This is a genomic window from Chromobacterium piscinae (genome assembly GCF_021129175.1).
Taxonomy (GTDB): domain Bacteria; phylum Pseudomonadota; class Gammaproteobacteria; order Burkholderiales; family Chromobacteriaceae; genus Chromobacterium; species Chromobacterium piscinae.
Genome location: NZ_JAJOHV010000017.1, coordinates 50487 through 77156, shown reverse-complemented (window position 1 = coordinate 77156; position 26670 = coordinate 50487). Strand labels below are relative to the sequence as shown.

At 65.3% G+C, this 26670-nt stretch carries 25 protein-coding genes; 14 read left to right on the top strand and 11 right to left on the bottom strand.

Annotation, left to right across the window (positions count from 1 at the left end):
• Nucleotides 1-8: 8 nt before the first annotated feature.
• The 5 genes from LQR33_RS04635 to LQR33_RS04615 form a co-directional block, all read right to left on the bottom strand.
• Nucleotides 9-308, bottom strand: a complete 300-nt coding sequence (locus LQR33_RS04635) for a GIY-YIG nuclease family protein (RefSeq protein WP_231178474.1) — start codon at nt 306-308, stop codon at nt 9-11.
• On the bottom strand, nt 295-1878 hold the full coding sequence (locus LQR33_RS04630; RefSeq protein ID WP_021475546.1) for a TerC family protein: 1584 nt from the start codon (nt 1876-1878) through the stop codon (nt 295-297). Before LQR33_RS04630 ends, LQR33_RS04635 begins: the two co-directional genes overlap by 14 nt.
• Nucleotides 1879-2008: 130 nt before the next feature.
• Entirely contained in the window at nt 2009-3154 is a 1146-nt protein-coding gene (gene ccsB, locus LQR33_RS04625; protein WP_231467784.1) for a c-type cytochrome biogenesis protein CcsB, read from the bottom strand.
• Entirely contained in the window at nt 3154-5175 is a 2022-nt protein-coding gene (locus LQR33_RS04620) for a cytochrome c biogenesis protein ResB (RefSeq protein WP_231467782.1), read from the bottom strand. The genes ccsB and LQR33_RS04620 overlap by 1 nt, the downstream gene beginning before the upstream one ends.
• 128 nt (nt 5176-5303) lie before the next feature.
• Nucleotides 5304-5918 carry a c-type cytochrome gene (locus tag LQR33_RS04615; RefSeq protein WP_046155214.1) on the bottom strand — a complete coding sequence of 205 codons (615 nt, stop codon included), beginning with the start codon at nt 5916-5918 and terminating at the stop codon, nt 5304-5306.
• Between the two features lie 92 nt (nt 5919-6010).
• Here LQR33_RS04615 and yihA point away from each other — a divergent pair, with 92 nt between their 5' ends.
• Nucleotides 6011-6631: a ribosome biogenesis GTP-binding protein YihA/YsxC gene (yihA, locus tag LQR33_RS04610; protein ID WP_021475550.1), complete on the top strand. Its 621-nt coding sequence runs from the start codon at nt 6011-6013 to the stop codon at nt 6629-6631.
• 204 nt (nt 6632-6835) lie between these two features.
• On the opposite strand, the gene LQR33_RS04605 is transcribed toward yihA, so the two are convergent.
• The 3 genes from LQR33_RS04605 to LQR33_RS04595 all read right to left on the bottom strand — a co-directional run bounded on the left by LQR33_RS04605 (nt 6836) and on the right by LQR33_RS04595 (nt 8964).
• Entirely contained in the window at nt 6836-7648 is an 813-nt protein-coding gene (locus tag LQR33_RS04605; protein WP_231178476.1) for a septal ring lytic transglycosylase RlpA family protein, read from the bottom strand.
• 103 nt (nt 7649-7751) lie between these two features.
• A complete protein-coding gene (gene trmL, locus LQR33_RS04600; protein ID WP_166439943.1) occupies nt 7752-8216 on the bottom strand; it encodes a tRNA (uridine(34)/cytosine(34)/5-carboxymethylaminomethyluridine(34)-2'-O)-methyltransferase TrmL in 465 nt (154 codons plus the stop codon).
• Nucleotides 8217-8256: 40 nt separating this feature from the next.
• Nucleotides 8257-8964 (bottom strand): ComF family protein, encoded by a 708-nt coding sequence (locus LQR33_RS04595; protein WP_231467867.1) that lies wholly within the window; start codon nt 8962-8964, stop codon nt 8257-8259.
• A 101-nt stretch (nt 8965-9065) separates the two neighbouring features.
• Between LQR33_RS04595 and bioB the strand changes: the two genes are divergently transcribed.
• The 10 genes from bioB to LQR33_RS04545 all read left to right on the top strand — a co-directional run bounded on the left by bioB (nt 9066) and on the right by LQR33_RS04545 (nt 19857).
• Nucleotides 9066-10049: a biotin synthase BioB gene (gene bioB / locus LQR33_RS04590; protein WP_166439913.1), complete on the top strand. Its 984-nt coding sequence runs from the start codon at nt 9066-9068 to the stop codon at nt 10047-10049.
• 113 nt (nt 10050-10162) lie between these two features.
• Complete coding sequence (gene bioF / locus LQR33_RS04585) at nt 10163-11314, top strand: 8-amino-7-oxononanoate synthase (RefSeq protein WP_221666163.1); 1152 nt, start codon at nt 10163-10165, stop codon at nt 11312-11314.
• A gap of 115 nt (nt 11315-11429) precedes the next feature.
• Nucleotides 11430-14273: a bifunctional diguanylate cyclase/phosphodiesterase gene (locus tag LQR33_RS04580; RefSeq protein WP_231467780.1), complete on the top strand. Its 2844-nt coding sequence runs from the start codon at nt 11430-11432 to the stop codon at nt 14271-14273.
• Entirely contained in the window at nt 14263-14880 is a 618-nt protein-coding gene (locus tag LQR33_RS04575) for a class I SAM-dependent methyltransferase (RefSeq protein WP_231467778.1), read from the top strand. Before LQR33_RS04580 ends, LQR33_RS04575 begins: the two co-directional genes overlap by 11 nt.
• A 24-nt stretch (nt 14881-14904) precedes the next feature.
• A complete protein-coding gene (gene bioH / locus LQR33_RS04570; protein ID WP_231467776.1) occupies nt 14905-15669 on the top strand; it encodes a pimeloyl-ACP methyl ester esterase BioH in 765 nt (254 codons plus the stop codon).
• Nucleotides 15666-16571: a malonyl-ACP O-methyltransferase BioC gene (gene bioC, locus LQR33_RS04565; protein WP_221666159.1), complete on the top strand. Its 906-nt coding sequence runs from the start codon at nt 15666-15668 to the stop codon at nt 16569-16571. Before bioH ends, bioC begins: the two co-directional genes overlap by 4 nt.
• A gap of 38 nt (nt 16572-16609) precedes the next feature.
• Entirely contained in the window at nt 16610-17176 is a 567-nt protein-coding gene (locus tag LQR33_RS04560) for a GNAT family N-acetyltransferase (protein ID WP_231467774.1), read from the top strand.
• A complete protein-coding gene (locus tag LQR33_RS04555) occupies nt 17173-18072 on the top strand; it encodes a patatin-like phospholipase family protein (RefSeq protein WP_231467772.1) in 900 nt (299 codons plus the stop codon). Before LQR33_RS04560 ends, LQR33_RS04555 begins: the two co-directional genes overlap by 4 nt.
• An 83-nt stretch (nt 18073-18155) precedes the next feature.
• Complete coding sequence (locus LQR33_RS04550; protein WP_046168118.1) at nt 18156-18806, top strand: glutathione S-transferase family protein; 651 nt, start codon at nt 18156-18158, stop codon at nt 18804-18806.
• A gap of 166 nt (nt 18807-18972) precedes the next feature.
• A complete protein-coding gene (locus LQR33_RS04545) occupies nt 18973-19857 on the top strand; it encodes a sterol desaturase family protein (protein ID WP_104945958.1) in 885 nt (294 codons plus the stop codon).
• Nucleotides 19858-19923: 66 nt separating this feature from the next.
• Here the strand turns inward: LQR33_RS04545 and LQR33_RS04540 are convergent, their stop codons facing one another.
• Nucleotides 19924-20625, bottom strand: coding sequence for a glycine zipper 2TM domain-containing protein (locus tag LQR33_RS04540; RefSeq protein WP_231467770.1), 702 nt, complete (start codon nt 20623-20625; stop codon nt 19924-19926).
• Between the two features lie 349 nt (nt 20626-20974).
• Between LQR33_RS04540 and LQR33_RS04535 the strand changes: the two genes are divergently transcribed.
• The 3 genes from LQR33_RS04535 to LQR33_RS04525 all read left to right on the top strand — a co-directional run bounded on the left by LQR33_RS04535 (nt 20975) and on the right by LQR33_RS04525 (nt 25583).
• Entirely contained in the window at nt 20975-22345 is a 1371-nt protein-coding gene (locus LQR33_RS04535; RefSeq protein ID WP_166439904.1) for an amino acid permease, read from the top strand.
• 328 nt (nt 22346-22673) lie between these two features.
• Complete coding sequence (locus LQR33_RS04530) at nt 22674-24050, top strand: amino acid permease (RefSeq protein ID WP_231467768.1); 1377 nt, start codon at nt 22674-22676, stop codon at nt 24048-24050.
• A 219-nt stretch (nt 24051-24269) separates the two neighbouring features.
• Nucleotides 24270-25583, top strand: coding sequence for a sodium-dependent transporter (locus tag LQR33_RS04525; RefSeq protein ID WP_221667952.1), 1314 nt, complete (start codon nt 24270-24272; stop codon nt 25581-25583).
• On the opposite strand, the gene LQR33_RS04520 is transcribed toward LQR33_RS04525, so the two are convergent.
• Both LQR33_RS04520 and LQR33_RS04515 read right to left on the bottom strand, forming a co-directional pair.
• Nucleotides 25578-25901 carry an AzlD domain-containing protein gene (locus LQR33_RS04520; protein WP_166439901.1) on the bottom strand — a complete coding sequence of 108 codons (324 nt, stop codon included), beginning with the start codon at nt 25899-25901 and terminating at the stop codon, nt 25578-25580. The genes LQR33_RS04525 and LQR33_RS04520 overlap by 6 nt on opposite strands.
• The gene (locus LQR33_RS04515; RefSeq protein ID WP_166439900.1) at nt 25898-26608 is read right to left on the bottom strand and encodes an AzlC family ABC transporter permease; all 711 of its coding nucleotides are present in this window, start codon (nt 26606-26608) and stop codon (nt 25898-25900) included. The genes LQR33_RS04520 and LQR33_RS04515 overlap by 4 nt, the downstream gene beginning before the upstream one ends.
• Nucleotides 26609-26670 lie beyond the last annotated feature (62 nt).

Here is a 26670-nt window from a genome sequence, read left to right as displayed (position 1 = left end):
AAGACGCGTCAGCCCGCCGGGCGGGGGGCGGCGTGGTCGCGGAGGAAGTCCCGCTTGGCCGCGGCGGTGAGCCGCTTGAACGCGTGTTCGGCCTGCAGCGCGGCGGAGCGGCCGGGGTATTCGATCACCAGTTCGACGGCGACCGGCGGGTTGAGGCGGGTGTAGCGCGCGCCCTTGCCGGCCAGGTGCTGGCGGTAGCGGCGCGCGACGTCGGTGCTGACGCCGGTGTACAGCGCGCCGTCCACGCAGCGCAGCACGTAGAGAAACCAGGGCCGGGACGGCCCCGGCTCATGCTCAGATGGCGGCATCGAAGCCGTTGGCGAGCGGGCTGATCAGCACGCGCTCGGTGCGGTTGCCCTTTTGCGCGGTGACGCGCAGCTTCCATTCGCCGACGGTCACTTCGTCGCCTTCGCGCGGGATTCGCTCCAGGCAGTCCATCAGCAGGCCGGCCACGGTGTGGAAGTCTTCGTCCTCGAAGTCGCCCAGCGTCAGGTATTGCTCCAGCGTGACGAGCTCCAGGCTGCCTTCCACGTCGTAACTGCCGTCGTCGTTGACCGCGATGGCCGGGCGCTCATGGCGCTCATGCTCTTCCGGGAATTCGCCGGCGATCGCTTCCATCAGGTCCTTCTGGGTGACGATGCCTTCCAGGCTGCCGAACTCGTTGACCACGAAGGCCATGTCGGCGGCGTTCTGGCGGAAGCTTTCCAGCGCCTTCAGCACGGTGACGGTTTCCGGCAGCACCAGCGGCTGGCGCAGCGCGGCGTCGATGTCGAGCGCGCGGCCGTCCAGCAACTGGGCCAGCAGGTCCTTGCGGGCGACGATGCCCAGGGGCTCGTCTATGCTGCCGTCGCGGATCACCACCAGGCGGGAGTAGGGGCTGTCGCGCAGCGCCTGGCGCTGGGCCGCCTCCGGCTGGCTCAGGTCCAGGCGGTGGATGTCGGCGCGCGGGGTGGCGATCACGCGGATTGGCCGCTCGGCCAGGGTCAGCACGCTGTGTATCATCGCACGCTCGTTGTGGGCGAAGGCGGTGTCCTCCACCGGCAGCGGGCCGGCCTCGGGCTTGGCCTCGTCGGCACCGGCGGCGGACAGGCGGCTGCCCATCAGGCTCAGCACCGCGTTGGCGGTGCGCTCGCGGAAGCTCTGCGAGCGGTTCAGGTAGCGGATGCGGTTGGCCTGCGACACCTGGTTGAAGGCTTCGATCAATACCGAGAAGCCGATCGCCGCGTACAGATAGCCCTTGGGAATATGGAAGCCGAAGCCGTCGGCGATCAGGCTGAAGCCGATCATCAGCAGGAAGCCCAGGCACAGCATCACCACCGTCGGATGGGCGTTGACGAAGGCGGTCAGCGGCTTGCTGGCGGCGATCATCAGGATCATGGCGATGATCACGGCCAGCATCATCACCGGCAGGTGTTCGGACATGCCGATGGCGGTGATCACCGAGTCGATCGAGAATACCGCGTCCAGCACCAGGATCTGCGCCACCACGGTGGCGAAGGCGGCGTAGGCGCGCTGGCCGCCGCTCTTGACGTGGTCGACGCCTTCCAGCCGCTCATGCAGTTCGGTGGTGGCCTTGAACAGCAGAAACACGCCGCCACCCAGCATGATCAGGTCGCGGCCGGCGAAACCGACCCCCATGACCGAGAACAGCGGCGTGGTCAGGGTGACCAGCCAGGAGATGCTGGCCAGCAGGATCAGGCGCATGACCAGTGCCAGCGACAGGCCGACGATGCGGGCGCGGTCGCGTTGTTCCGGTGGGAGTTTGTCGGCCAGGATGGCCACGAAGATCAGGTTGTCTATGCCGAGTACGATCTCGAGGACGATCAGCGTAAAAAGGCCCAGCCAGGCGGCGGGGTCGGACAGCCATGAAAAGTCCATGATGGTGTAACGCGTTCCTTGTGCGATAAAAAAGCGATAAAAACGCTACAAGGATACCAAATGCCAGCGTTCCGGACAGGGAAAATGCGAAAAGCCCGGCAGACGCCGGGCTTTGGAGAGACAGCGGGGTTTACAGGCCGCCGTAGGAATGCAGGCCGGACAGGAACATGTTGACGCCGAGGAAGGCGAAGCTGGTGACGGCCAGGCCGATCACCGCCCACCAGGCCAGCGCCGCGCCGCGCCAGCCTTTCACCAGCCGGATGTGCAGCCAGGCGGCATAGTTCAGCCACACGATCAGCGCCCAGGTTTCCTTCGGGTCCCAGCTCCAGTAGCCGCCCCAGGCGTCGGCAGCCCACATCGCGCCCAGGATGGTGGCGATGGTGAAGAACAGGAAGCCGACGGAGATGGCCTGGTACATCATTTCGTCCAGCACCTCGGCCGCCGGCAGGCGGTCTTTCAGCCAGCCCTTCTGCGCCAGCAACTGGCCGATGCCCAACATCGCGGCCAGCGAGAAGGCGCCGTAGCCGACGAAGTTGGCCGGCACGTGGATTTTCATCCACCACGATTGCAGCGCCGGGATCAGCGGCTGGATGCCGTGTGCCTGGCGGTCGAAGCTGTACCACAGGATGAAGCCGACCGCGGCGCTGATCACCGGCAGCACCAGCGCGCCGGATTGCGCTGCGGCGAACTTGGCCTGGTAGTACAGATACATCAGCGCGGTGATCAGCGTGAACAGCACGAACACTTCATACAGATTGGACACCGGAATGTGGCCGACGTCCGGCGCGATCAGATAGCTCTCGTACCAACGCACGAACAGGCCGGCCAGCCCCATCACCGCGGCAGCCCAGGTCAGGCCGGCGCCCATCCGCGCCAGTTGCGCTGAGCGGCGAGCCAGGCCTATCCAGTAGACGACGGTGGCCAGGAAGAACAACGAGCACATCCACATGATCGCCGACTGGCTGGACAGCGCGTATTTGAGCCAGAAAGCGCTCTGGCCGCGGGCCAGGTCATGCTGGTATAGCTGGATGCCCAGCAGCGCCAGCACGCCAGCCAGCGGGAAGAACCAGCGCCAGGCCGGCCAGAACCATCCCAGCGCCACCAGGCCTAGCGCAGAGCCGGCCAGGATGGCCTGCTCGTAACCGTCCATCGCGTGATGGTAGAGGGAGAAGGCATAGCCGGCGGCGACGGCGATCAGCAGCGCGTACGCCCAGTCCCGGCGGTCCAGCCGTCTCCACAGTGGAAGACGGTCGAATCTCGTTGTTGCCAGTTCCATCATATTCCCCGTGTCAGCTGTTTGATCGCGTCGAGATGACGCTGGAAGGCGGTGTCCAAGTCGCGGTTGTGGCGGTTAGAGGCCATCGCCACCCGCAGTTTGCGGCCATCTATGCGTATCCATAGGCGCAGTTCTCGCACATAGAACATTAGCACGATGCCCAGCACCAGCAAGACCGATCCCAGATAGACCAGCGTCTTGCCCGGCGAGCGGGTCAGCTGCAGGCCGGACGACTGGACTTGATCAAAGCCCTCCAGCTGCAGGAAGACCGGCGAGCCATAGTCCTGCAGCGCGCTGGCGGCTACCAGGCCGTCCAGCAGGAAGCGGTAATGGGCGGCGTCGGCGGCCAGCGGCTTGGCGCCGGCCTTGTCGTCGGCCACCGCCATCACATCCACCACCGCGCCCTGCAGGATCTTGATATAGGTCTGCGCCACCGCCTGGCGCTTGTCGGCCGGCACCCGCTCGTCGAGGAACTGCTCCAGCGCGGAGAAGCCGCCCGAGGCGAAGCGCTCCAGCACGCCCTTGACGCTGTCGCCGAACTGCTTGGCCAGCTTGTCGTCGATCACGCCGCCCTGCTGCGCCTTGCGGGTGGCGCGCGCGGCGATCTCGCCGTACAGCGCCGGATTGCGCAGCGCGCCGTACAGGCGCATGAAGCGGTCGACCTGCATGTCGTCGTCCAGTGGCAGGCGCAGGTACTGGAAGGGATCGGCCGGGGTCTTGCGCATGCCGGCCATCAGGTAGCTGGCGCCGTCCTGCGCGATCGGCGCCATGTAGTGGACGTATTCCACCGCCTGGCCCTGGGTGTCGCGTAGCTTGAAGGTGATGGACGGGCCGTAGTTCTTCAGATCCTTGTGCAGCTTCACCTCGCGCGCGTCGTGCATGCGCTGGATGAGGGTGGGATCGCCTTCGCCCGGCTTGGCGACGTTCTCGATGTTGAATACCCTGAGTTCGCCGAATTCCAGCGCGTAGTCCTTGCCGTTGGCGCGCAGCGGCTGGCTGTTCATCGACACGCCGGTGAGCGCTGTCGGCGCGCCGTTCGGCGCGGCCAGATTCCAGGCCTTCAGCTTCAGCGGCGAGCCGCCGTCGCCGAAGCTGGACTGGTAGATGGCGACGCCGTCGACGATCAGCGGGTGGTTGACCTGGACCGTGGCCTCGGTGGTCTTGCCGCTTTTCTTGTCGGTGACCACGATGTCGCTGGCGAACAGCTTGGGCATGCCGTTGCTGTAGTAGGCGACGTGGAATTTCTTCAGCGAGACGATGAAGGGCAGCTCCTGCACCAGGTAGCCATTGCCGGAGTTGAGGAAGGTGACGTCGGCGCTCTTGCCCTCGGCGATGGTGACGTTGCCGCGGAAGGACAGGTTGGACGGCCCCAGCCGGCTCTGCTCCGGAATCTGGCTTTGCGGGAGGTCGCGGGTTTCCGGCACGATGCGGCCGGCTAGTTCTCCCAGCTTCAGCGGCAGGTTGCCGTCCAGCAGGCCGCCGATGCAGATCACGATCAGCGCGATGTGGGCGAGGAAGTAGCCGAGCTTGCCGGCGGCGCCCTTCTTGGCGGCGATCAGCTTCACGCCGCCGTCGCGCTCGGCCTCCCTCCAGCGGAAACCCTGGCCGCGCAGATAGCCCAGCAGCAGCGGTAGTTCGATCGCGTCGGCTTCCAACGCCTGGCTGTGCGGCATCGCCGCCAGCGAGTTGTCGCCGGCCTTCTCGCGATAGCTGCGCATCTGCTTGATGAAACCGGGGCCGTTGCGCATGATGCACAGCGTGGTGGACAGCACCAGGAAGGCCAGGATGATCAGGAACCAGGCCGAATGGTAGACGTCATACAAGCCGAGCAGTTCGAAGGCCTGGAACCAGAACTGGCCGAATTCGAAGGCATAGTTGGGATAGGGCTCGTTTTGCTTGAGCACGGTGCCTATGATGGAGGCGATGCCGAGCACGGTGAGCAGCCCGATGGCGAAGCGCATCGAACTGAACAGCTCGAACAGAGAGCGGGTCAGGGTTTGGCGGCGGTGTATGGTTTTCATTGTTATGGACGTGAAAAAGGAAGCCCGTTCTGGGCTTCCCTTTTGAACGGGCCGGAACGGCAAAGTTGCGTCCGTCCGCGCGGCTTTCGCCGCGCGGCGTGTAGGGATCCGGCGGGAGAGGGCACAGCTCAGCGCAGGCCGGAAATATACTCGGCCACCGCCTTCATCTCGGCATCGGTCATCCGGCCGGCGATATCGGTCATCATCAGGTTCTTGCGGTCGGCGCCGGCCTTGAAGTCGGCCAGCTGCTTGGCGATGTAGCCCGCGTGCTGGCTGCCCACGCGCGGGAACTGCTCGGGCAGGCCCTTGCCGGCCGGGCCGTGGCAGGCCATACAGGCGGGCACGTGGCTGGCGGGGTTGCCGACGCGGTAGATCTTGGCGCCCAGCGGCAGCAGCGCCTTGTCGGCCGCTTCGCGGTCCTTGGGCTTTTGCTGGCTGAAGTAGGCGGCCAGGTTGTGCATGTCGTCGTCGGACAAGCCGGCGGTCATGCCCAGCATGGTCGGGTTTTTGCGTTCGCCGGTCTTGAAGGCCTTGAGCTGGCTATACAGATATTGCTGGCTCTGGCCCGCGATGGTCGGATTGGCCGCTGCGACGCTGTTGCCGTCGACGCCATGGCAGGCGGCGCACACGGTGTCCACAATCTGCTTGCCTTTCGCCGGGTCACCCTTGGCCGCCGGGGAGGCTGCCAGCACGTTGCCGGCCAGGGTGAGGGATGCCATCGCCAACAGCATTTTACGTCTCATGGTCGCTCCTTTAGGGTGAGCCCCTAAAATATCTGTAAAAGTAGCAATTCCAAACCTGTTATTCTATACCAATTGATTTCAACCTTACTACCATGTCGATTTTTCAGAACGCCCGGTTTTATACCACCGTCAACCACATGAAGGACCTGCCGGCCACCCGCGCCGAGGTCGCCTTCGTCGGCCGATCCAACGCCGGCAAGTCCAGCGCCATCAACACGCTGGCCAACCGCACCCGGCTGGCCTACGTGTCCAAGACGCCGGGACGCACCCAGCACATCAACTTCTTCGAACTGGGCGACGAGTGCTTCCTGGTGGACCTGCCGGGCTACGGCTACGCCGAAGTGCCGGAAGCGGTGCGCGCCCACTGGGTGGAGTTGCTGGGCCGCTACCTGCAGACCCGGCAGAGCCTGATCGGCCTTCTGTTGATTATGGACGCCCGCCATCCATTGAAAGACCTGGATCGCAGAATGCTGGAATTTTTCCGCGTCGCCGGCCGTCCGGTGCACATCCTGCTGTCCAAGGCCGACAAGATGTCGCGCCAGGAGCAGAACAAGGTGCTGGCGGAGGTGAAGCGCGAACTGGCCGACTATCCGTCGGTCAGCGTGCAGATGTTCTCCAGCCTGAAGAAGACCGGCGTCGACGAGGTGGAGCAGGTGGTGAAGGGATGGTTCGACGCGCTGCCGCCGCAGGACGACGGCATGGCGGAACTTTGAGCGACAGGCTCCGCCTAAGCTTGCAGGTGCTCCGCACCTCCCGCTTGGCTCCCTGAGCGGGGCCTGAATCGTTGCTATCCAGGCTTTGCCCCGGCTTCTCGGCCGGGGCTTTTTATTGGGTTGGTCGGCAGACGGGCATGAAAAAAGGCGAAGGATGCATCCTTCGCCTTTTGCCCTGTTGCCATACGATTCAAGCACGGACCATCACAAGCTGGTGATGACGGTCTCCACGTGCAGGTTTTCCGCTGCGTTGCGCACCGCCTCGTCTGTCGAGAACGGTCCCAGGCGCACCTTGTATGCGCCCTGCTGGTTGACGATTCCGAGCTTGGAGTCGTACTTGTCGTCCAGCCCGTCCAGCGTCTTCTGCAGCAGCGCCTCGGCGTTGGCCAGCGTGTTGAACGAGCCAAGCTGCAGATACTTCGGATTGTCGCCCGCCCTGAGCTCCCGGCCCACAGGCTGGGTCACCGGCTGCGCGGAGGCGGAGTAGGTGCTGTCCTCCGCCGGCCAGACGCGATCGATCGCGATCTTGGCGCTGCCCTGCTGGATGAAGCCCAGCTTGTAGGCGGCGGCGTAGGATAGATCCATCAGGCGCTTCTTGTGAAACGGACCGCGGTCGTTCACGCGCACGACTACCGACTTGCCGTTGGTCAGATTGGTCACCCGGGCATAACTCGGGATCGGCAAGGTCGGATGGGCCGCAGTCATCGCGAACATGTCGTAGCGTTCGCCAGAGGACGTCTTGCGGCCGTGGAACTGCTTGCCGTACCAGGAGGCACGGCCGACGGCGTGATACGGCTTTTCACGCACATCGGGACGGAAGCTCATGCCCAGCGCCGAGTAAGGCAGGTTGGCCGACTTGATCAGCGGCTCGTCCTGCGGAACGGCGTCGGGAACCAGGCTCAGGTTGACCGGGATATGATCGGCCGGACCGTCGTTCTGGAAATAAGCTCCGTTTTTGGCAACGGACTTCTTGTTAGTCGGCGAAGCCGACTGGTTTGTGGCACTGGCCGTCTTCACAGTGGAACAGGCCACAAGCACTAGACTGACAAATAGAAGCCACAGCCATCGGAGAACAGGTTGCATAAACCTCCCTATGCTGTTGGGCCAACTTTGCGAACCGCTATACCCCCCCATCGAAACCGAGCTGGCGCCAAGCCTCGAACACCGTCACCGCGACGGCATTGGAGAGGTTGAGGCTTCTCGACTCGGGACGCATCGGCAATCGAATCCTTTGCTGCGCCGGCAGGGCAGCCAGCACATCTTGCGGCAAGCCGCGGGATTCGGGACCGAACAGAAAAACGTCCCCGGGTTGGTAGGAAATCCGGTCATGGCGCGTAGCGCCCTTAGTCGTCGCGGCGAAGATCCGCCGTCCCTGAAGCGCACGCAAACAAGCGTCCCAATCTTCATGGACGACGACGCGGGCATACTCGTGGTAATCGAGCCCTGCGCGCCGCAACTTGGCATCCTCAAGCGGGAAGCCCATGGGTTTGACCAGATGCAGTTCACAGCCGGTGTTGGCACATAAACGAATCACATTGCCCGTGTTGGGCGGAATTTCCGGCTGAAATAGAACAACAGTGAACATCGTTGGCAGGCTGGATTGTTCCAAAGAATCAAAATCTTGGTCAAGTTTTTAGGGAAAATGCTCGGGCAAGCACCCATGCGTCGACCCGTTTCGCGCCTTGTTTTTTGATCATTTTAGACAAGGCGGAAAGGGTTGCGCCGCTGGTCGCGACGTCGTCGACGATCGCGATGGAAAGCCCGTCGCACCGGCGTTTTACGTCGAATGCATGGCGAACGTTTCGCAGTCTTTCGGCGCGGCCGAGCGAGGCTTGTGGCAAAGTGTTGCATTTTCGCCAACACAGACTGTCCGAAAAACGGCTGTTTATTGTATCAGCGAACGCTTTGGCAAGCTCGGAACTCTGATTGAAGCCCCTTTCGGCCAGTCGTTCGCTCGCCAGCGGAACAGGAATGACTAAATCGTATTTATGGCCTTGACAGCGGGCGAATTCGGTGATCAATCCAGAAAGCGTGCCAGCCAGTTGCAGCCGCCGGCCGTACTTGTAGGCATGGATCAGGCCGTTCAGAGGGTAAGCAAACAGATAGGGAACATGCAGCGCGTCGAATGCCGGCGGCTGGCGCTGGCAGTGTCCGCACAGCGCGCCGCCGACTGTCGGTTCCGCGCAACGCGGGCAGCGCTCCGCCGGCATCCGCGGCAGCATCGCCCGGCAGCCGTCGCACAGACCCTCTCGGGCGTGCGGCTGCCCGCATAGCACGCATTTCTGATTAATTATTGAGCAGTTGTCAATTATTAACTTTCTAATATTTGACATCATATCGACCACCCCCCAAGATTTTGTCGCCTGCCCATCAGGGCAGGGTGACGAGCCGCACGGCTCGCAGTGAGAATGACAAACAGCTATTGGAGCATACGATGCATTCTGCCACGATGGTACTCAAGCGCCCGGCCACCCCTCATCCGGAAAACACTAATTGGAGCGTAGACGATGTGGAGGCGCTGTTGGGACTGCCTCTCATGGAGCTGGTGTTCCGCGCCGCCGAAATCCATCGCCAGTTCTTCGATCCGACCAAGATCCAGTTGTCGACGCTGGTGTCGATCAAAACCGGCGGCTGTCCGGAGGACTGCGGCTATTGCCCGCAGTCGGTGCACCACGACACGCCGGTGGCGGACCAGCCGATGATGACGGTGGACGAAGTGGTGGACGCGGCGCGCCAGGCCAAGGCCAACGGCGCGGGGCGCTTCTGCATGGGGGCGGCCTGGCGCGGCCCCAAGGATGCCGATCTGCAGAAAACGCTGGAGATGGTGCGCGAAGTGAAGGCGCTGGGCCTGGAGACCTGCGCCACCTTCGGCCTGCTGCGCGAGGGCCAGGCCGAGCAATTGAAGAATGCCGGCCTGGATTATTACAACCACAATCTGGACACCGCGCCGGACAAGTACGCCGACATCATCCAGACCCGGGAGTACGAGGACAGGCTGGACACCTTGGGCAAAGTGCGCAAGGCGGGGCTGTCGGTATGCTGCGGCGGCATCGTCGGCATGAATGAAACTCGGACGGACCGCGCCGGTCTGATCGCCCAGCTGGCCAATTTGGACCCGCAGCCGGAGTCGGTGCCGGTCAATAATCTGGTGCAGGTGGTGGGCACGCCGCTGCAGAACGCTGAGCGGCTGGATTGGACCGAGTTCGTGCGCACCATCGCGGTGGCGCGGATCACGATGCCGGCCAGTTACGTCAGGCTGTCGGCCGGCCGCCGCGAAATGGATGAAGCCACCCAGGCGCTATGTTTCCTGGCCGGCGCCAATTCCATTTTCTACGGCGACAAATTGCTGACCACCGGCAATCCGGACGTGGTGGCCGACCAGGCATTGATGTCCAAACTGGATTTGCAGGCGCTGTAAAAAATATTAGCAATTCTGTACTGTAGCCTTAAATGGAAACATATATATAGTGTGTCGCACCGGGGTGGGCAGCTGCCGCGGTTTGGTCAACAACGTAAAAGAGTGCAATCGCCATGCGCCTCCAAGACCTGTCTGCAGCCCTGCTGGAACTGGACGCCAGCCATCGTCGCCGTTACCGGGCGACGCTTGAGTCGCCACAAGGCGTCGACATTGTCATCGATGGCGAGGAATACCTGTCTTTCGCCAGCAACGATTATCTCGGCCTGGCCGATCATCCTTCCCTGGTGCGTGCGCTGCAGCAAGGCGCCGACAGCTGGGGCGCCGGCAGCGGCGCCTCCCATCTGCTGACCGGCCACACGCGGGCTCACCAGCAGGCGGAAGAAGAGCTGGCCGGCTTCGTCGGCCGCGAGGCGGCGCTGTTGTTCGGCTCCGGCTACGCGGCCAATCTGGCGGTGCTGACCAGCTTGGTGGGGCGCGGCGACGCGGTGTTCGCCGACAAGCTCAACCACGCCTCGCTGAATGACGGCTGTCTGTTGTCGAGGGCCGATTTCCAGCGGTTCCGCCACAACGACCTCGAGCATCTGGAGCAACTGCTGGCCGCCAGCGACGCGCCGACCAAGCTGATCGCGGTCGATGCCGTGTACAGCATGGACGGCGACCAGGCGCCGCTGCCGGCATTGCTGGCGCTGGCCGAGCGTTACGACGCCTGGCTGTATGTCGACGACGCCCACGGTTTCGGCGTGCTGGGCGACGGCCGCGGTTCGGTCGCCGCGCACGATCTTTCCAGCGAACGGCTGATCTATATGGCGACGCTGGGCAAGGCCGCCGGTCTGGCCGGCGCCTTCGTTGCCGGCGGCAGGCCGTTGATCGACTGGCTGGTGAACAAGGCTCGCACTTATATCTTCACCACCGCCCAGCCTCCGGCGTTGGCGGCCGCGGTGGGCGTCAGCCTGCGGCTGATCGCCGAGGCCGGCGAGCGCCGTGAGCGGCTGGGGCAATTGATCGTCCGCTGCCGGCAGCGGCTGGACGGCACGCCTTACGCCGGCCAGTCCGCCACGCCGATCCAGCCCTTCGTTGTCGGCTCGGATGAGAACGCGGTTCGGCTAGCCGACGCACTGCGGCGGCAGGGCTACTGGGTGCCGGCGGTGCGGCCGCCGACTGTGCCGGAAAACGGCTCCCGGCTGCGGATCTCGCTGTCGGCCCGACATGAGCTTTCCCAATTGGACGCATTACTGGATCTGATGCTGGGCCAGGCGGCAAACTGAAGCCTGACGCGGTGGAAGGCGTCCGCGCCACATGAAAACGTTCAAGCCCGGGGCATTTGCCCCGGGCTTTTGTCTGACTGCGGACTTTCTCTGCGTCCCGTACTACGATAATGACATGAAGAGCACGGCAGAATATCTGGACGATCCGGAACGGGCCGCGGCCCGCGCCTTGTCGTTATTGCAGGGCCTGGGTGGTTTGAGCGCGGCGGCCGCATGGGGACGGAACGGGGCGGCGTGGCGCCGGCTGGCGGCGTTCGGCGATGCCGACGGCCTGCCGGACGGCGAGACTTTGTCCGCGGGGGAGTCGCCGCCGGCAGGCGCGGGCGCGCAAGCGCTGCGGGCGGGCGGCCAATCCTTGGGATGGCTGGTGTGGCGGGGCGCGCCGCCGGCGCAGCTGGAGACCGTGGCGGCGCTGCTGGCCGGCCATCTGCAGTGCGGAGCGTTGCGTGCCGAGCAGGCGGCCGCGCGCGCCGCCAATGAGACGATGCTGGAAATCAGCCTGCTGGCCGGCGAGTGCCCGGCGCTGGAGCGCATGTTGCCGCGGCTGCACCGTTTGATGCAGCGTCTGCTGGACGCCGACAATTTCTCCATCGCGCTGTACGACGAGGATTGCTCCGCGTTCCACTTTCCGTTCTACGTCGACCGGCGCGATCCGATGCCGCCGGATCCGGAGCGGATCTTTCCGCTGGCCGGCCCCGATGCGTCCTTGACCGCCTGGCTGATGCGCGGGGGCGCGCCGGTAGTGCTGACCGGGGAGCGCATCGAGGAATTGTGCAGCCAGGAGGCGCTGGCGTCTCCGTCGCAGCTGCCGGTCTTCTGGATGGGCGCGCCGTTGGCCAACGCGGCCGACGAGCTGATCGGCGCGGTGGTGCTGCAGGTCTACGATGACCAGCCGATGCCGACATCGGCCGAACAGCAGTGGTTCATGTTCGCCGCCCGCCATGTCGGGTTCGCGCTGGACCGCGCGCTTTACCACGGCCGGCTGGAGCGGCAGGTGGCGCTGCGCACCAGCGAGCTGGAGGGCGCCAATGCGCGTCTGCGCGCCGAGGTGGCTGGCCGCAAGCGCGCGGAGAAATTCCAGGATGTGCTGTTCCGCATCGCCGAATTGTCCAATACCAGCCTATCGCTGGAGGCGTTTCTCAGCGGCCTGCACCGGCTGTTGCTGGAGATGGTGGCGGCGCGCAACTGCGTGGTGGCGCTGTACGACATGGGCAGCGACCTGATCAGCTTCCCTTATTGCGCCGACGAATACGCGTCGTCGTTGCGGGCGCGCAAGCCCGGCAAGGGCCTGATCGAGCAGGTGCTGCACAGCGGCCGGCCGCTGCTGCTGGATCCGTACGGCAGCTTGCCGGGCGTCGTGGCGGAGGAAGGGGAGATGCCGCCCAAGAGCTGGTTGGGCGTGCCGCTGTATTGCGACCACGAACTGCTGGGCGTGCTGGCGGTGCAGAGCTACGACGGCGAGGTGGTGTACGGCTATCGGGACCAGGAGGTGCTGGAGTTCGTCGCCAACCATATCGGCGCCGCGCTGGCGCGGGTGCGCGCGCTGGAGAGCCTGCAGCAGGCCTACGCCGACCTGGAGCAGCGGGTGCGCGAGCGCACCAGCGAGCTGGACGCGGTCAACGCCCAGCTGGAGTTCGACAGCCTGCACGATCCGCTGACCAAGCTGCCCAACCGCAATTATTTCTCCAAGGCGTTGCGCCGCGCCTGGGACGCCTACCTCGATGGCGGCGACCGCTTCGCGGTGGTGTTCATCGACCTGGACCGCTTCAAGCTGGTCAACGACACGCTGGGCCATCTGGCTGGCGACCACCTGCTGTTCGAGGCGGGGGCGCGCATCCGCGCCTGTCTGCGCCATTACGATTTCCTGGCGCGGCTGGGCGGCGACGAGTTCGCGGTGCTGATGTTCGGCATGGACGCGGTGGACGAGTGCGAGATCATCGCCCGCCGCATCGTCAGCGAGTTCGAGCGGCCGGTGATCCTGGCGGGGCGCGAGGTGTTCTCCACCGCCAGCGTCGGCGTGGTGCTGGCCGACCGCGCGCACTACCGCCAGGCTGACGACCTGTTGCGCGACGCCGACCACGCGATGTACTGCACCAAGCAGCAGGGCCGTCAGGGCTACACCTTGTTCAGCCACCAGCTGCGGATAGACCAGGCCGACCAGCTGGCGCTGGAGACCGAGCTTCGGCGCGCGCTGGAGGAGGAGGGGCAGTTGCTGCCCTACTACCAGCCTTTCATTTCCGCCGCCACCGGCGAGCTGGCCGGCTTCGAGACGCTGGTGCGCTGGCAGCATCCGCAGCGCGGGCTGGTGTCGCCGGGCGTGTTCCTGCCGGTGGCCGAGGATAGCGGGCTGATCACCCGGCTGGACCGCTACATGATCAACGCCGCCTGCGCCCAGCTGCGGACCTGGCGGGCCGAGGGGCGGGTGGACGAGGACTGCGCGCTGCACATCAACCTGTCCTCGGCCAATTTCCGCGACCCGGACCTGGTCGTCTGGATAGGCGAGCGCATCGCCCATTACCAGCTGCCGCCGGCGATGCTGCATCTGGAAATCACCGAGAGCGCGCTGATCGACCAGCCCGAGGCCGCCGCCACCGCGATGCAGGCGCTGCACGGCCTGGGCGTCAGGCTGGCGCTGGACGACTTCGGCACCGGCTATTCGGCGCTGTCCTATCTGCACCGCTATCGCTTCGACGTGCTGAAGATAGACCAGTCCTTCGTGTTCGACCTGGATCGCAAGCAGGAATCGGTGGCCATCGTCCGCGCCATCCTGGCGCTGGCGCGCGCGCTGGACCTGGACGTGGTGGCCGAGGGGGTGGAGACCGCCAGCCAACAGGCGATGCTGAAGGAAATGGGCTGCGGCATGCTGCAGGGCTTCTATTTCGCGAAGCCGGCGCCGGCCTGGGCGCTGGACTGGGACAAGCTGGCGGGCCTGGGCAGGGAGCCGGACCGTGTGGCGTGAGTGCGCGAACCGCTTCAACCGCTGGCGCTATGATCTGTACGCGCCGGTGTACGACAAGGTGGCGCAGGGCTTCGCCCGCCACCGCCGCCGCTCGATCGGCCTGCTCAACCCGCAGCCGGACGAGCGCTTGCTGCTGGTCGGCGCAGGCACCGGGTTGGACTTGGACTTCCTGGTGCGCTGCCGCCACGTCGCAGCGATCGACATCGCGCCGGCGATGCTGGCGCGGCTGCGCGAGCGCGCGGCCATGCTGGGCATGGAGGTGGACGCCAGGGTGATGGACGGACAGAAGCTGGACTTTCCCGACGCGAGCTTCGACGCGGTGGCGCTGCATCTGACGCTGGCGGTGGTTCCAGATCCGCGGGCCTGCCTGCTGGAGGTGGAGCGCGTGCTGAGGCCGGGCGGCCGGGTGGCGGTGTTCGACAAGTTTCTGGCCGACGGCGGGCGGGCGCCGCTGTGGCGGCGCGCCGGCAATCTGCTGGCGCGCGCCGCCGCCACCGACATCAACCGCCGGCTGGGCGACATCGTTTCGGTTACCAAACTGCAACCTTTTCACGACGAAGATGCCGGCTTTGGAGGTTTCCTTCGCATCGTACTCTTGCGAAAATAGCGTTTTCGCCCAATTTGACTGTTCATGAATCTGTTTGTCGAAACGCAGGGCCAAGGACCGGACGTGGTCATGCTGCACGGCTGGGGGCTGCACGGCGGCGTGTTCGCCCGCGTGGCCGAACAACTGGCGACGCGTTTCTGCGTCCATCTGGTGGATCTGCCGGGCCACGGCGCGTCGCCGGCGCTGCAACGCTTCGATGCCGACGCGGTGGCCGATCTGCTCGCGGCCCATTTTCCCTTGCCGGCGCAGGTGGTGGGCTGGTCGCTCGGCGGCCTGATCGCCCAGCACTGGGCCGCCCGCCATCCGGCTCAGGTGAAGAGCCTGGCGCTGGTGGCCACCAGCCCGCGCTTCGTCCGCGACAAAACCTGGCCGCACGCGCAAGAGCGCAAATCGATAGAAGCTGTCGCCCAGAGCCTGGACGGTGCGTTCGAGCAGACGCTGGAGCGCTTCCTCGCCTTGCAGATGATGGGCGCGCCGGCGGCGCGCGACACGCTGAAGGCGCTGCGCGGCGAACTGTTCTCCCATGGCCGGCCGCAAGGCCTGCTGCCGGCGCTGGAGCTGCTGCTGGAGGCCGACGCGCGCGCGTTGGCCGGCCGCATCCAGTGTCCGACAGCCTTGTTCTACGGCGCGCGCGACGCGATCACCCCGATCGGCGCCGGCCGCTGGCTGGCCGAGTCGCTGCCCGACGCCGTCCTTTACGAATTCCCGCAGGCGTCGCACGCGCCCTTCCTGTCCCATGAGCAGGATTTCGTGCGCGCGCTTGCCGAGCATCTGGAAACCCAGGCATGAGTGAAGCGTTTTACACTGACAAGGCGCGCGTGCGCGCCTCGTTCGAAAAGGCCGCGGCCAGCTACGATTCCGCCGCGGTGCTGCAGCGCGAAGTGTCCGACCGCATGGCGGAACGGCTGGATTACATCAAGCATCAGCCGGCGGTGATCCTCGACGCCGGCTCTGGCACCGGCTACGGCTCGGCCGAGTTGCGGCGGCGCTATCCGCAAGCGCGGGTGATCGAGCTGGACCTGGCGCACGCCATGCTGCAGGCCTCGCGCGAGCGCGGCCGATCCGGCGACGGCTTGTTGAAGAAGCTGTTCAAGCCCAGCCAGCCATGGCAGATCAACGCCGATATCGAAAAACTGCCTTTGGCCGACGCCAGCGTCGACATGATCTGGTCCAATCTGACCGTTCAATGGATCAACGAGCCGGACAGGATGTTCGCCGAGATGCGCCGGGTGCTGAAGCCGGACGGCATGCTGATGTTCTCCACGCTGGGTCCGGACACGCTGTTCGAATTGCGCGACGCTTTCGCCGGCGTGGACGGCGCCACCCACGTCAACCAGTTCATCGACATGCACGACATCGGCGACGCGCTGATGCGCGCCGGTTTCGCCGAACCGGTGATGGACATGGAGAAGATCGCGCTGACCTACGACGACGCCCGCGCGGTGATGCGCGACCTGAAAGCGATAGGCGCGCATAACGCTACCTCCGGCCGCGGCCGCGGCCTGATGGGCAAGCAGGCCTGGCGCAAGGTGGAGGCCGCGTACGAGCGGCACCGCCGCGACGGCAAGCTGCCGGCCAGCTACGAGGTGGTGTACGGCCACGCGTGGAAGGGCACCGAAAAGAAGCTGGCCAAGATGACCGACGACGGCCGCCAGGTGATCGAATTCGTCAAGAAGGCACCCAAGCCCTGACGGTGGATCACCGCCGCGCAGCTTAAAGAAAGTTAGCCATGGAATTGGAAATCCGTCCCGCGCGTCCGGGCGACGCGGTTTCCCTCGCCGCGCTGTCGATCCAGGTGTGGCTGAGCACCTATGCCATCGACGGCATCCGCCAGGCGTTGGCCGACTATGTGCTGACGGAATTCACGCCGGAAAAGATGGCGGCCTTGATCGCCGATCCGGCGCGCCATCTGCTGGTGATGGAGAAAAACAGCCACCTGCTGGGCTACGCGCAACTGAAATTGGACGAAGCTTGCGCCGGCTGCGATGCCCCATCCCAGGAGATGGAGCGACTCTATCTGGTGGAGAGCCACACCGGCCAGGGCCTGGGCCGGCGGCTGATGGCGGCTGCGCGGCAATGGGCTGCAGCGCAGCCCGGCCAGCCGCGTCTGTGGCTGAGCGTATGGCACGGCAACGCCCGCGCCATCGCCTTCTACCGCCGGCTGGGCATGGGCATCCACGGCGAAACTCATTTCGAATTGGAGGGCGCGCGGCATCTGAATTACGTGATGCTGGATCCCGCGCCCGTTGGGGCGGCCCGAAGGCCGCCGATGTCTGAAAGACCGATGCAATCATGATTAGCAAGAGCATTTTACGTCCCGCGCTGCTGGCCGGGATCGCCTCCCTGTTGTCCGCCTGCATGACCGCCACGCCGCCGGACAGCGGCCAGGCCGCCAAGCCGCTGGCCAAACCGAAAATCGCGCTGGCGCTCGGCGGCGGCGCGGTGAAGGGCTTCGCCCACATCGGCGTGATCAAGGTGCTGGAAGGCGCCGGCATCACGCCCGACATCATCGTCGGCACCAGCGCCGGCAGCGTGGTGGGCAGCCTGTACGCATCCGGCCTGACCGGCATGCAGCTGCAGCAGCGCGCGATCGCGCTCGACCAGGCCGACCTCACCGATTGGACGCTGTCCACCAAGGGCGTGATCAAGGGCGAGAAGCTGCAGAATTGGATCAATGCCCAGGTGGGCAATCGTCCGCTGGAAAAACTGGGCAAACCGTTTGCCGCAGTGGCCACCGAGCTGGATTCCGGCCGCCGGGTAGTGTTCCGCACCGGCAACACCGGCCAGGCGGTGCGCGCCTCGGCCAGCATTCCCAACGTGTTCCTGCCGGTGAAGATAGGCGGCAAGAGCTATGTCGACGGCGGCCTGGTCAGCCCGGTGCCGGTCAGCGCCGCGCGCGAAATGGGCGCGCAGTTCGTCATCGCCGTCGACATCACCGGCCGCCCCAAGGCCGGCCGCGCCACCGGCTTCCTGTCGATGCTGGACCAGAGCCTGAGCATCATGAACGGCTCGGCGCTGGCGCAGGAATTGAAGCAGGCCGACGTGGTGATCCACCCGAATGTGCTGAATATCGGCTCGGCCGAGTTCGAGGCCCGCAACCAGGCCATTCTGGAAGGCGAGAAGGCGGCGCAGCAGATGCTGCCGCAGATCCGCCAATTGCTGCAGCAAAAGAGCCTGGCGCTGGCTAAATAAGGGAATAGGCTGGATGATGTAGGCCGCGCGCCGATGCCTCGCCCCGCATCGGCGCTTACGAACCCATCGCTATTGGAGTCGGCATGATCAAACTGCACGGTATCCCGCTGTCGCCCTACTACAACAAGGTGAAGATCGCCTTGCTGGAGAAGGGGGTCAATTTCCAGGAAGTGGTGACGACGCCTTCGCAAGAGGACGAGCTGCTGGAAAAGAGCCCGATGGGCAAGATTCCCTTCGTCGAGATCAATGGCCATCCGCTGGCCGAGTCCACGGTGATCCTGGAGTGGCTGGAGGACGCTTACCCCACCGCCTCGCTGCTGCCGCCGACGCCCAACAGCCGGGCGCTAGCGCGCGAGCTGACCGCGATGCTGGAGTTGTACGTGATGCTGCCGGCCAGCCCGCTGATCCGCCACATGCTGAAAGGCACCCGGCCGGAGCCGGAGAAGTGCGAGGAGATCCGCCAGGCGCTGGCGCGCGGCATCGGCGCGGTGGCCAAGCTGGCGCAGTGCCGTCCTTGGCTCGCCGGCGAGGATTTCAGCTTCGCCGACCTCAGCGCCGCCGGCATCCTGCCGGTGGTGGCGCGCCTGAGCCAGACCTTTCTCGGCGAGGACATGACGCAGCGGCTGGAAGGCTGTAGCGACTACTTGCGCCGCCTGGGCGAGCGCCCCAGCGTGGCGCGGGTGTGGAGCGAGCGCGACGCGTCTCTGGCCGCGCTGATGGCCCGTCGCGACTGAATACGGCGGCCTGGCGGCTATCTCGATGATTCGGGATAGCCGCTTTTGATATGGCTTTCCCGCCACAGCGCGCCGGGAAAGCGCGCCGGCCGGATGGCGGCGATTGACAGCCCTCCATGCATAGAGCTTAAACTCCAATCAAGTGTTTGCTCTATGGTGGGGTGCGATGAAATTCCCGGTTGAACTGATTCTCTTGGCGCTGGCGCCGGTTTTTCTGCTGTTCGTCGCGTGGGAGTTGTGGCTGTTCCGGCGCCAGGGCCGGCTTGGCTTGTACAACTGGCGCGATTCGCTGTGCAGCGCGGCGCTGGGCTTGCTGCACCAGGGCGCGGACAAGTTGGCCTGGGTATTGGTGCTGCCGCTGTACGGCTGGATCTACCAGCACCACCGGCTGTTAGATTTTTCCGATGGCTGGCTGAGTTTCTTCCTGCTCTTCCTCGGCCAGGACTTCCTCTATTACTGGTTCCACCGCGTCAGCCACCGGGTGCGCTGGCTGTGGGCGGCGCATAGCGTCCACCACAGTTCGACGCGGATGAATTTCACCACCGCCTTCCGCCAGAGCCTGATGTATCCGCTGGCCGGCATGTGGGCGTTCTGGCTGCCGCTGGCCTGGGTTGGCTTCCCGCCCGAGCAGGTGGTGGCGGTGGTGCTGCTCAACCTGGCCTTCCAGTTCTTCGTCCACACCCAGGCCACGCCCAAGCTGGGCTGGCTGGAGTACGTGTTCAACACGCCGTCGATACACCGCGGCCACCACGCCAAGAATCCCCGCTACATCGACCACAATTACGCCGGTGTGCTGGTGGTCTGGGACCGGATGTTCGGCACCTATGCCGAGGAGCTGGACAGCGACCCGTGCGACTACGGCACGGTGAAGCCGGTGAACAGCTTCAATCCCTTGTGGGTCAGCCTGGTGGAATGGCGCGACATGCTGGCCGAGGCCTGGCGCGCTGATGGCTGGCGCGACCGGCTGGTGTTGCTGTTCGGCCCGCCGGAGGCGGCGGAGAAGGTGGCGGAACGACAGCGCGCCGGGGAGGCGAGGCGGGCCGCGGCCTGAGGTTTGGAATGGAAAAAGGCCCGGCGATGCCGGGCCTTGTCTTTGGTTGCGGCCGATCCGTCCGGATCAGATCAGCAGCTTGCCGTCCTTGGCCGGCAGGGTCTTGCCCTTCGGCTTCTCGTCCATGCGCACTGTGCCGGTTTTGCCGTCCAGCGAGTAGCGCACGTTGTAGCCGACGATCTTCTCGGTCTTTGTTTCTTCAGTGTTGCAGATGGTGCGGGTGCCGGTCACTTGGTCGCGTTGCTGCATGCCTTCCTGCACCCGGTTGCCGGCGTAGCCGCCGGCCAGCGCGCCGATCACGGTGGCCGCCTTCTTGCCGTTGCCGCCGCCTACCTGGTTGCCCAGCAGGCCGCCGACCACGCCGCCGAGCACCGAGCCGGCGATGCGGTTTTCATCCTGCACCGGAGCTTGGTGCACCACTTGCTCTTGGTGGCAGACCTGTTTGGGTTCGGTGCCCGCTTCGCGGATAGGCGTCACGCCCAGGATCTTGGCGTGGGTCGCGTGGACCGGCTTAGGCGCCGGTTTGGGCTGCGGCGCGGCGGCCGCCACCGGGGTGGAGGCCTGCGGAGCCGGCTGCGCGAGGGTGGACGAGGCCGCGCTGGGCGCCAGCGCCTGGATGGCCGGAGCCGAGGCCTGGGCCAGCGGGGCGCTGGCGACGATGGCGGTTTCCGGTTTCGACGACTTCATGGCCTGGATGCCGGCCACGCCCACCGCGCCGAGCGCGATGCCGCCGCCGAGCACGCTGGCGATCAATACGGATTGCTTCATTGTTCTCTCCCTGATGTGACGCACGGGTCACTCAATGCCTTCGACTGGGATTATCGACAAACAGTTGCAAGAGCTGTGTGTGGCATTTGTCACTGCAGGTAACGGAACGTTCGTGCCGGAGATGGGGCGGCGGATGCGGAAAATTCGCAGCTAGATAGGTCTGATTGAGCAATTTATGGTTTGAAGTTGCAGAAATCGGGGAATTTTATTTTTAAAATTCAATCATTGTGCATATTTTGGGCATTTATATTGTATCCAATGGTTTGACGGCAATGTCGTGCTGATGTTTAGATGGTCGCGCACCCGTCCGGGCGCGCGTTTGGCGCCCGCACCTCAAGGAGAATTCATAGTGAGCGAAGCCCACACCGGTTTGCAGCGACAGCTGAAAAACCGCCATATCCAGCTGATCGCGCTGGGCGGCGCCGTCGGCACCGGCCTGTTCCTCGGCTCGGCCAGCGTATTGAAGTCGGCCGGCCCGTCGATGATCCTCGGCTACGCCATCGCCGGCTTCATCGCCTTCATGATCATGCGCCAATTGGGCGAGATGGTGGCCGAGGAGCCGGTGGCCGGCTCGTTCAGCCACTTCGCCTACCGCTACTGGGGCAGCTTCCCCGGCTTCCTGTCCGGCTGGAACTACTGGGTGCTGTACGTGCTGGTGAGCATGGCCGAGCTGACCGCGGTCGGCGCTTACGTCCAGTACTGGTGGCCGCACGTTCCGGCCTGGCTGACCGCGCTGGTGTGCTTCGTCTGCATCAACGGCATCAACCTCGCCAACGTCAAATCCTACGGCGAGACCGAGTTCTGGTTCGCGCTGATCAAGGTGGCGGCGGTGATCGGCATGATCGTCTTCGGCGGCTACCTGCTGCTGTCCGGCACCGGCGGCCCGCAGGCTTCGGTCAGCAATCTGTGGAACGACGGCGGCTTCTTCCCGCACGGCTTCGGCGGCCTGTTCATGATGATGGCGGTGATCATGTTCTCTTTCGGCGGCCTGGAGCTGATAGGCATGACCGCGGCCGAGGCGTCCGATCCGCAAAAGACCATCCCCAAGGCCGTCAACCAGGTGATCTACCGCATCCTGATCTTCTACATCGGCTCGCTGGCGGTGCTGCTGTCGCTGTACCCGTGGAGCAAGGTGGCCGCCGGCGGCAGCCCCTTCGTGATGATTTTCGAGCAGATCGGCGCCGGCTTCACCGCGCACGCGCTGAACTTCGTGGTGCTGACCGCGGCGCTGTCGGTGTACAACAGCTGTGTCTACGCCACCAGCCGCATGCTGTTCGGCCTGGCCCGGCAGGGCAACGCCCCGCGCGCGCTGGGCAAGCTGGACACGCGCGGCGTGCCGGTTTACGCCACGCTGTTCTCCGCGGTCGCCACTTTCGCCTGCGTGATCCTGAACTACCTGCTGCCGGGCGAGGCGTTGGGCCTGCTGATGTCGCTGGTGGTGGCCGCGCTGGTCACCAACTGGGCGATGATCAGCCTGACCCACCTGAAGTTCCGCCGCGTCAAGAGCGGCCAGAAGCTGGTGTTCCCGTCGTTCTGGTTCCCGCTGTCCAATTGGATCTGCCTGGCCTTCATGGTGATGATCCTGGGCATCCTGCTGTTCACGCCGGGCATGGCGGTGTCGGTTTACGTGCTGCCGGTGTGGCTGGGCCTGCTGTGGGCGGGCTTCCGCATGAAGCGCGCGAAGCGGCCGGACGCCGAACTGGCGCGCCAGCTGCCGTAAACTGCGGCGCCGGCCTGTTGGGCCGGCTTCGCGATGCCAGGCCGCCTCTTGGGGCGGCCTTGTCATTGGAGGCATGGTTATCAAAAATTGGACTATTTGTCCGATAATTGCTCTTTGAGAGATGGCGGCTCCAGGCGAGCCTAGCCCGCATCCTTTGACGAATTCCCCTGATTGCTTTAGTCTTTATTTGACTTGTACTGATTGGTACGTTTTTCAACGAGTTGTGCGGTTGGTTTTTATTGGACATTTTGTCTGATTTTGGGTGATTCCCCGATAAGCTCCCTGTTTCCAGCGCCGTTCCAATTCACCCATATATGGAGGCGCCAAGGTGAGCGTTCCCTCGACTTCCGGCGGTTTGAAGCGCGAGCTGAAAAACCGGCATATTCAGTTGATCGCATTGGGCGGCGCCATTGGCACCGGCCTGTTCCTCGGCTCGGCCAGCGTGCTGAAGTCAGCCGGGCCCTCGATGATTCTCGGTTACGCGGTCGCTGGCTTCGTCATATTCCTGATCATGCGCCAGCTTGGCGAAATGCTGACCGAAGAGCCGGTGGCCGGCTCGCTCAGCCATTTCGCCGGCCGCTACTGGGGCAGGTTCCCGGCCTTCCTGGCCGGCTGGAACTATTGGGCGCTGTATGTGCTGGCCGGCATGGGGGAACTGACCGCCGCCGGCGAATACGTCCGCTACTGGTGGCCGGAAATGCCGACCTGGCTGACCGCGCTGGTCTGCTTCGCGGCGATCACCGGGGTTAACCTCGCCAGCGTCAAATACTATGGCGAGACCGAGTTCTGGTTCGCGCTGATCAAGGTGGGCGCGGTGATTTCAATGATCGTGTTCGGCGGCTACCTGCTGTTGTCCGGCACCGGCGGGCCGCAGGCCTCGGTCGGCAATCTGTGGAACGACGGCGGTTTCTTTCCGCACGGCTTCGGCGGATTGTTCATGTCGATGGCGGTGATCATGTTCTCCTTTGGCGGCCTGGAGCTGATCGGCATGGCCGCCGCGGAGACCCGCGATCCGCAGAAAACCATTCCTCGGGCGGTTAACCAGGTGATCTACCGCGTGCTGATCTTCTACATCGGTTCGTTGGCGGTGCTGTTGTCGCTGTACCCGTGGAGCAAGGTGGCCGCCGGCGGCAGCCCCTTCGTGATGATCTTCGACCAGATCGGCGTTGGCTTCGCCGCGCACGCGCTGAACTTCGTGGTGCTGACGGCGGCGCTGTCGGTGTACAACGGCGGCGTTTACGCCACCAGCCGCATGCTGTTCAGCATGGCGGAGCAGGGCAACGCGCCGCGCGGCCTGGGCAAGGTGGACAAGCGCGGGGTGCCGGTGAACGCCACCCTGGCCTCGGCGCTGGCCACCTTCGTGGGCGTGATCGTCAACTATCTGCTGCCCAGCGGCGCGCTGGCGCTATTGATGTCGCTGGTGGTGACGGCGCTGGTGATCAACTGGGTGCTGATCAGCCTGACCCACCTGAAGTTCCGCCGCGCCCGCGCCGGCCGCCGCTCGCTGTTTCCGGCGCTGTGGCATCCGTTCGCCAATTGGCTGTGCCTGGCCTTCATGGCGGCGATACTCGGCGTGATGTTGTTCACGCCCGGCATCGCGGTGTCGGTGTACGTGTTGCCGTTGTGGCTTGGCCTGTTGTGGCTGGGTTTCCGGCTGCGCGGTACGCCGCGCGCCGAGGGCGAGCTGGCGGCGGAGAATGCTTGAGCGCGCACGCCGGGCTTGACGCCTGCGGGCGTTAACCGGCATGCTTGAACCATGATGAAGCAGATTATTTCACTCCAGACCCAAAATTGGTGGTGGCGCGGCTAAGCCGGCGCGCCAGGAGTGTTCACATCCGCTTTCCGGGCCGCCGTCATGGGCGGCCTTGTTGTATCCAGCTTTTCATCCCGTGCGGCGGCAAACAGTTTTGACTCAGGAGTTGTCATGCCACGCACGCAATGGGGTTCCCGCCTCGGTTTCATTCTGGCTTCGGCCGGCGCCACGGTGGGCCTCGGTTCCATCTGGAAATTCCCCTACGTCACCGCGATGAACGGCGGCGGCGTTTTTCTGCTGGTCTATCTGGCTTTCACCTTTACCCTGGGACTGGCTTTGCTGCAGGCCGAGCTGGCCTTGGGCCGCGCGGCCGGCTGCGGCGCGGTCGGCGCGTTCTCCAAACTGGGCTCGCCGCGCTGGAAGCTGCTGGGCTACGGCGGCGTGCTGTGCTGCTTCCTGGTGTTTTCCTTCTACAGCGTGGTCGGCGGCTGGACGCTGGGCTACCTGCTGCGCGCGCTGGACGGCCGGGTGATGAGCGACGACGTCAATGCGCTGGGCGCGCTGTTTGGCCAGTACGTCGGCGATCCGGCCGAGGCGCTGCTGACCCACGCGCTGTTCGCCGGCCTGACGCTGCTGGTGGTGGCGGGTGGCGTGCAGAAGGGCATCGAGCGCGTCGGCAAGCTGTTGATGCCGCTGCTGTTTCTGCTGATGCTGGCGCTGATCGTGCGCGCCTTGACCTTGCCCGGCGCGATGGCCGGGGTGGAGGCGCTGTTCCGTCCCGATTTCGCCCGGCTGACGCCGGACATGCTGGTGGAGGCGCTGGGCCTGGCCTGCTTCTCGCTGTCGGTCGGGGCCGGCTGCATGCTGGCCTACGGCTCCTACCTGGGGCCGGACACCCGGCTCGGCAATTCGGCGCTGTGGGTGACCGGGCTGACTGCGCTGACCTCAGTGCTGGCCGGCCTGATGATCTTCCCCGCCATCTACGCCTTCGGCCTGAATCCGCAGGCTGGCCCGGGGCTGACCTATATGGTGATGCCGGTGGTGTTCAACCATTTGCCCTACGGCCAGCTGTTCGCGACGGCGTTCTTCGCGTTGCTGCTGATGGCGGCGCTGACTTCGGCGGTGTCGCTGCTGGAGGTGGTGGCTATCCTGCCGATAGACGAATTCGGCGTCGGCCGGCGCAAGGCCACGCTGGCGGTGACCGCGCTGGCCTTCCTGGCCGGCGTGCCGGCGGCATTGTCCTTCGGCCCGCTGGCCGACTACAAGCTGTTCGGCCGCAACGCCTTCGAGCTGATGGACTACGCCGCGTCCAACGTGTTGTTGCCGCTGGGCTGCATCGGCACCGCCTTGTTCGCCGGCCGGGTGGCATGGCCGGCGGTGCGGGACCAGTTGCGCCTGTCCGCGCCGGCGGCGCTGCTGATGCGCGTCGCCTGCCGCTGGTTGGCGCCGCTGATGATAGGCCTGGTGCTGGCCTACAACCTATAGCAGCCAGCGCAGCGCGCCGTAGACGGCGAAACTGACCACGATGGCCAGTAGCGTCTTGCCGTTTTTCCAGGCGACGGCGATGGCGACGACGGTGCCGATCAGGTAGGCGTTATGCCAGGACAGATCGATGCTGCCGGCCGGCGCCAGCGCCATCGGCGCCACCAGCGCCGAAAGCACCGCCGCCGGCACATAGTGCAGCGCGCGGTTCAGCCAGCCGGGAAAGGCCAGCCGCTGGCCGAAGACCAGGAAGCTGGCGCGCACCGCCAGCGTGGCGGTCAGCATGCCGGCGATGGCCGCCCAGTGTTGCCATCCGTTCATGCCGCCTCCCGTTTCTGTCCGCGTTCAAGCAGCATGCCGGCGGCGACGCCGGCCAGCGCCGCCAGCATCAGGTCCAGCTTGTAGGGCAGGCCGCGGGCCAACAGCGCGACCGCGCCGGCGGCCAGCGCCGCGGCCAGCGTCGGCCGCTTTTTCAACTGCGGCGCGACGATGGCGGCGAAGGTGGCCACCATCGCGAAATCCAGCCCCAATCTGTCCAGCCCGGGTACCGAGCGGCCCAGCGCCACCCCGGCCAGCGTCCACAGCTGCCAGTTCAAGTACATCGCCAGCGACGATCCCAGCCAGTACCACTGGCCGCCGTCCGCGCCTAGGCTGCGGAAGCGGTGCTCGACCACGGCGAAGGTCTCGTCGGTGAGCCAGAACGCCAGCGGCCAGCGCCAGGCCAGCGGCCACGGCCGCGCGTAGGGCAGCAGCGTGGCGCTGTACAGCGCGTGGCGCAGGTTGACGACCAAGGTGGTCAGCCAGATCACCGGCAGGGCGGCGCCGGCGGAAACCAGGCTGACGGCGATGAACTGCGAGGAGCCGGCGAAGACCAGCAGCGACATCGCCGCCGTGGCGGCGGGCGACAGTCCGGCGGCGATGGCCAGGGTGCCGAAGATCACGCCGAACGGCGCCGCGCCCACCATCATCGGAATGGTGTCGCGCGCGCCGTCCAGCAGCCAGCGGCGGCGGTCGGATAAGGAAGGCATGGATGAATCCTGCGTGCGGCGGGGCCGGAGATCGGCCCTCTGTTGCTGATGATGGAGCAGGC

Excerpts from the sequence above, each read along its gene's own strand:
- LQR33_RS04635 (WP_231178474.1), bottom strand. The coding sequence starts at position 308 with ATGCCGCCATCTGAGCATGAGCCGGGGCCGTCCCGGCCCTGGTTTCTC.
- LQR33_RS04630 (WP_021475546.1), bottom strand. The coding sequence starts at position 1,878 with ATGGACTTTTCATGGCTGTCCGACCCCGCCGCCTGGCTGGGCCTTTTT.
- ccsB (WP_231467784.1), bottom strand. The coding sequence starts at position 3,154 with ATGGAACTGGCAACAACGAGATTCGACCGTCTTCCACTGTGGAGACGG.
- LQR33_RS04620 (WP_231467782.1), bottom strand. The coding sequence starts at position 5,175 with ATGAAAACCATACACCGCCGCCAAACCCTGACCCGCTCTCTGTTCGAG.
- LQR33_RS04615 (WP_046155214.1), bottom strand. The coding sequence starts at position 5,918 with ATGAGACGTAAAATGCTGTTGGCGATGGCATCCCTCACCCTGGCCGGC.
- yihA (WP_021475550.1), top strand. The coding sequence starts at position 6,011 with ATGTCGATTTTTCAGAACGCCCGGTTTTATACCACCGTCAACCACATG.
- trmL (WP_166439943.1), bottom strand. The coding sequence starts at position 8,216 with ATGTTCACTGTTGTTCTATTTCAGCCGGAAATTCCGCCCAACACGGGC.
- LQR33_RS04595 (WP_231467867.1), bottom strand. The coding sequence starts at position 8,964 with ATGTCAAATATTAGAAAGTTAATAATTGACAACTGCTCAATAATTAAT.
- bioB (WP_166439913.1), top strand. The coding sequence starts at position 9,066 with ATGCATTCTGCCACGATGGTACTCAAGCGCCCGGCCACCCCTCATCCG.
- bioF (WP_221666163.1), top strand. The coding sequence starts at position 10,163 with ATGCGCCTCCAAGACCTGTCTGCAGCCCTGCTGGAACTGGACGCCAGC.
- LQR33_RS04580 (WP_231467780.1), top strand. The coding sequence starts at position 11,430 with ATGAAGAGCACGGCAGAATATCTGGACGATCCGGAACGGGCCGCGGCC.
- bioH (WP_231467776.1), top strand. The coding sequence starts at position 14,905 with ATGAATCTGTTTGTCGAAACGCAGGGCCAAGGACCGGACGTGGTCATG.
- bioC (WP_221666159.1), top strand. The coding sequence starts at position 15,666 with ATGAGTGAAGCGTTTTACACTGACAAGGCGCGCGTGCGCGCCTCGTTC.
- LQR33_RS04560 (WP_231467774.1), top strand. The coding sequence starts at position 16,610 with ATGGAATTGGAAATCCGTCCCGCGCGTCCGGGCGACGCGGTTTCCCTC.
- LQR33_RS04555 (WP_231467772.1), top strand. The coding sequence starts at position 17,173 with ATGATTAGCAAGAGCATTTTACGTCCCGCGCTGCTGGCCGGGATCGCC.
- LQR33_RS04550 (WP_046168118.1), top strand. The coding sequence starts at position 18,156 with ATGATCAAACTGCACGGTATCCCGCTGTCGCCCTACTACAACAAGGTG.
- LQR33_RS04545 (WP_104945958.1), top strand. The coding sequence starts at position 18,973 with ATGAAATTCCCGGTTGAACTGATTCTCTTGGCGCTGGCGCCGGTTTTT.
- LQR33_RS04540 (WP_231467770.1), bottom strand. The coding sequence starts at position 20,625 with ATGAAGCAATCCGTATTGATCGCCAGCGTGCTCGGCGGCGGCATCGCG.
- LQR33_RS04525 (WP_221667952.1), top strand. The coding sequence starts at position 24,270 with ATGCCACGCACGCAATGGGGTTCCCGCCTCGGTTTCATTCTGGCTTCG.
- LQR33_RS04520 (WP_166439901.1), bottom strand. The coding sequence starts at position 25,901 with ATGAACGGATGGCAACACTGGGCGGCCATCGCCGGCATGCTGACCGCC.
- LQR33_RS04515 (WP_166439900.1), bottom strand. The coding sequence starts at position 26,608 with ATGCCTTCCTTATCCGACCGCCGCCGCTGGCTGCTGGACGGCGCGCGC.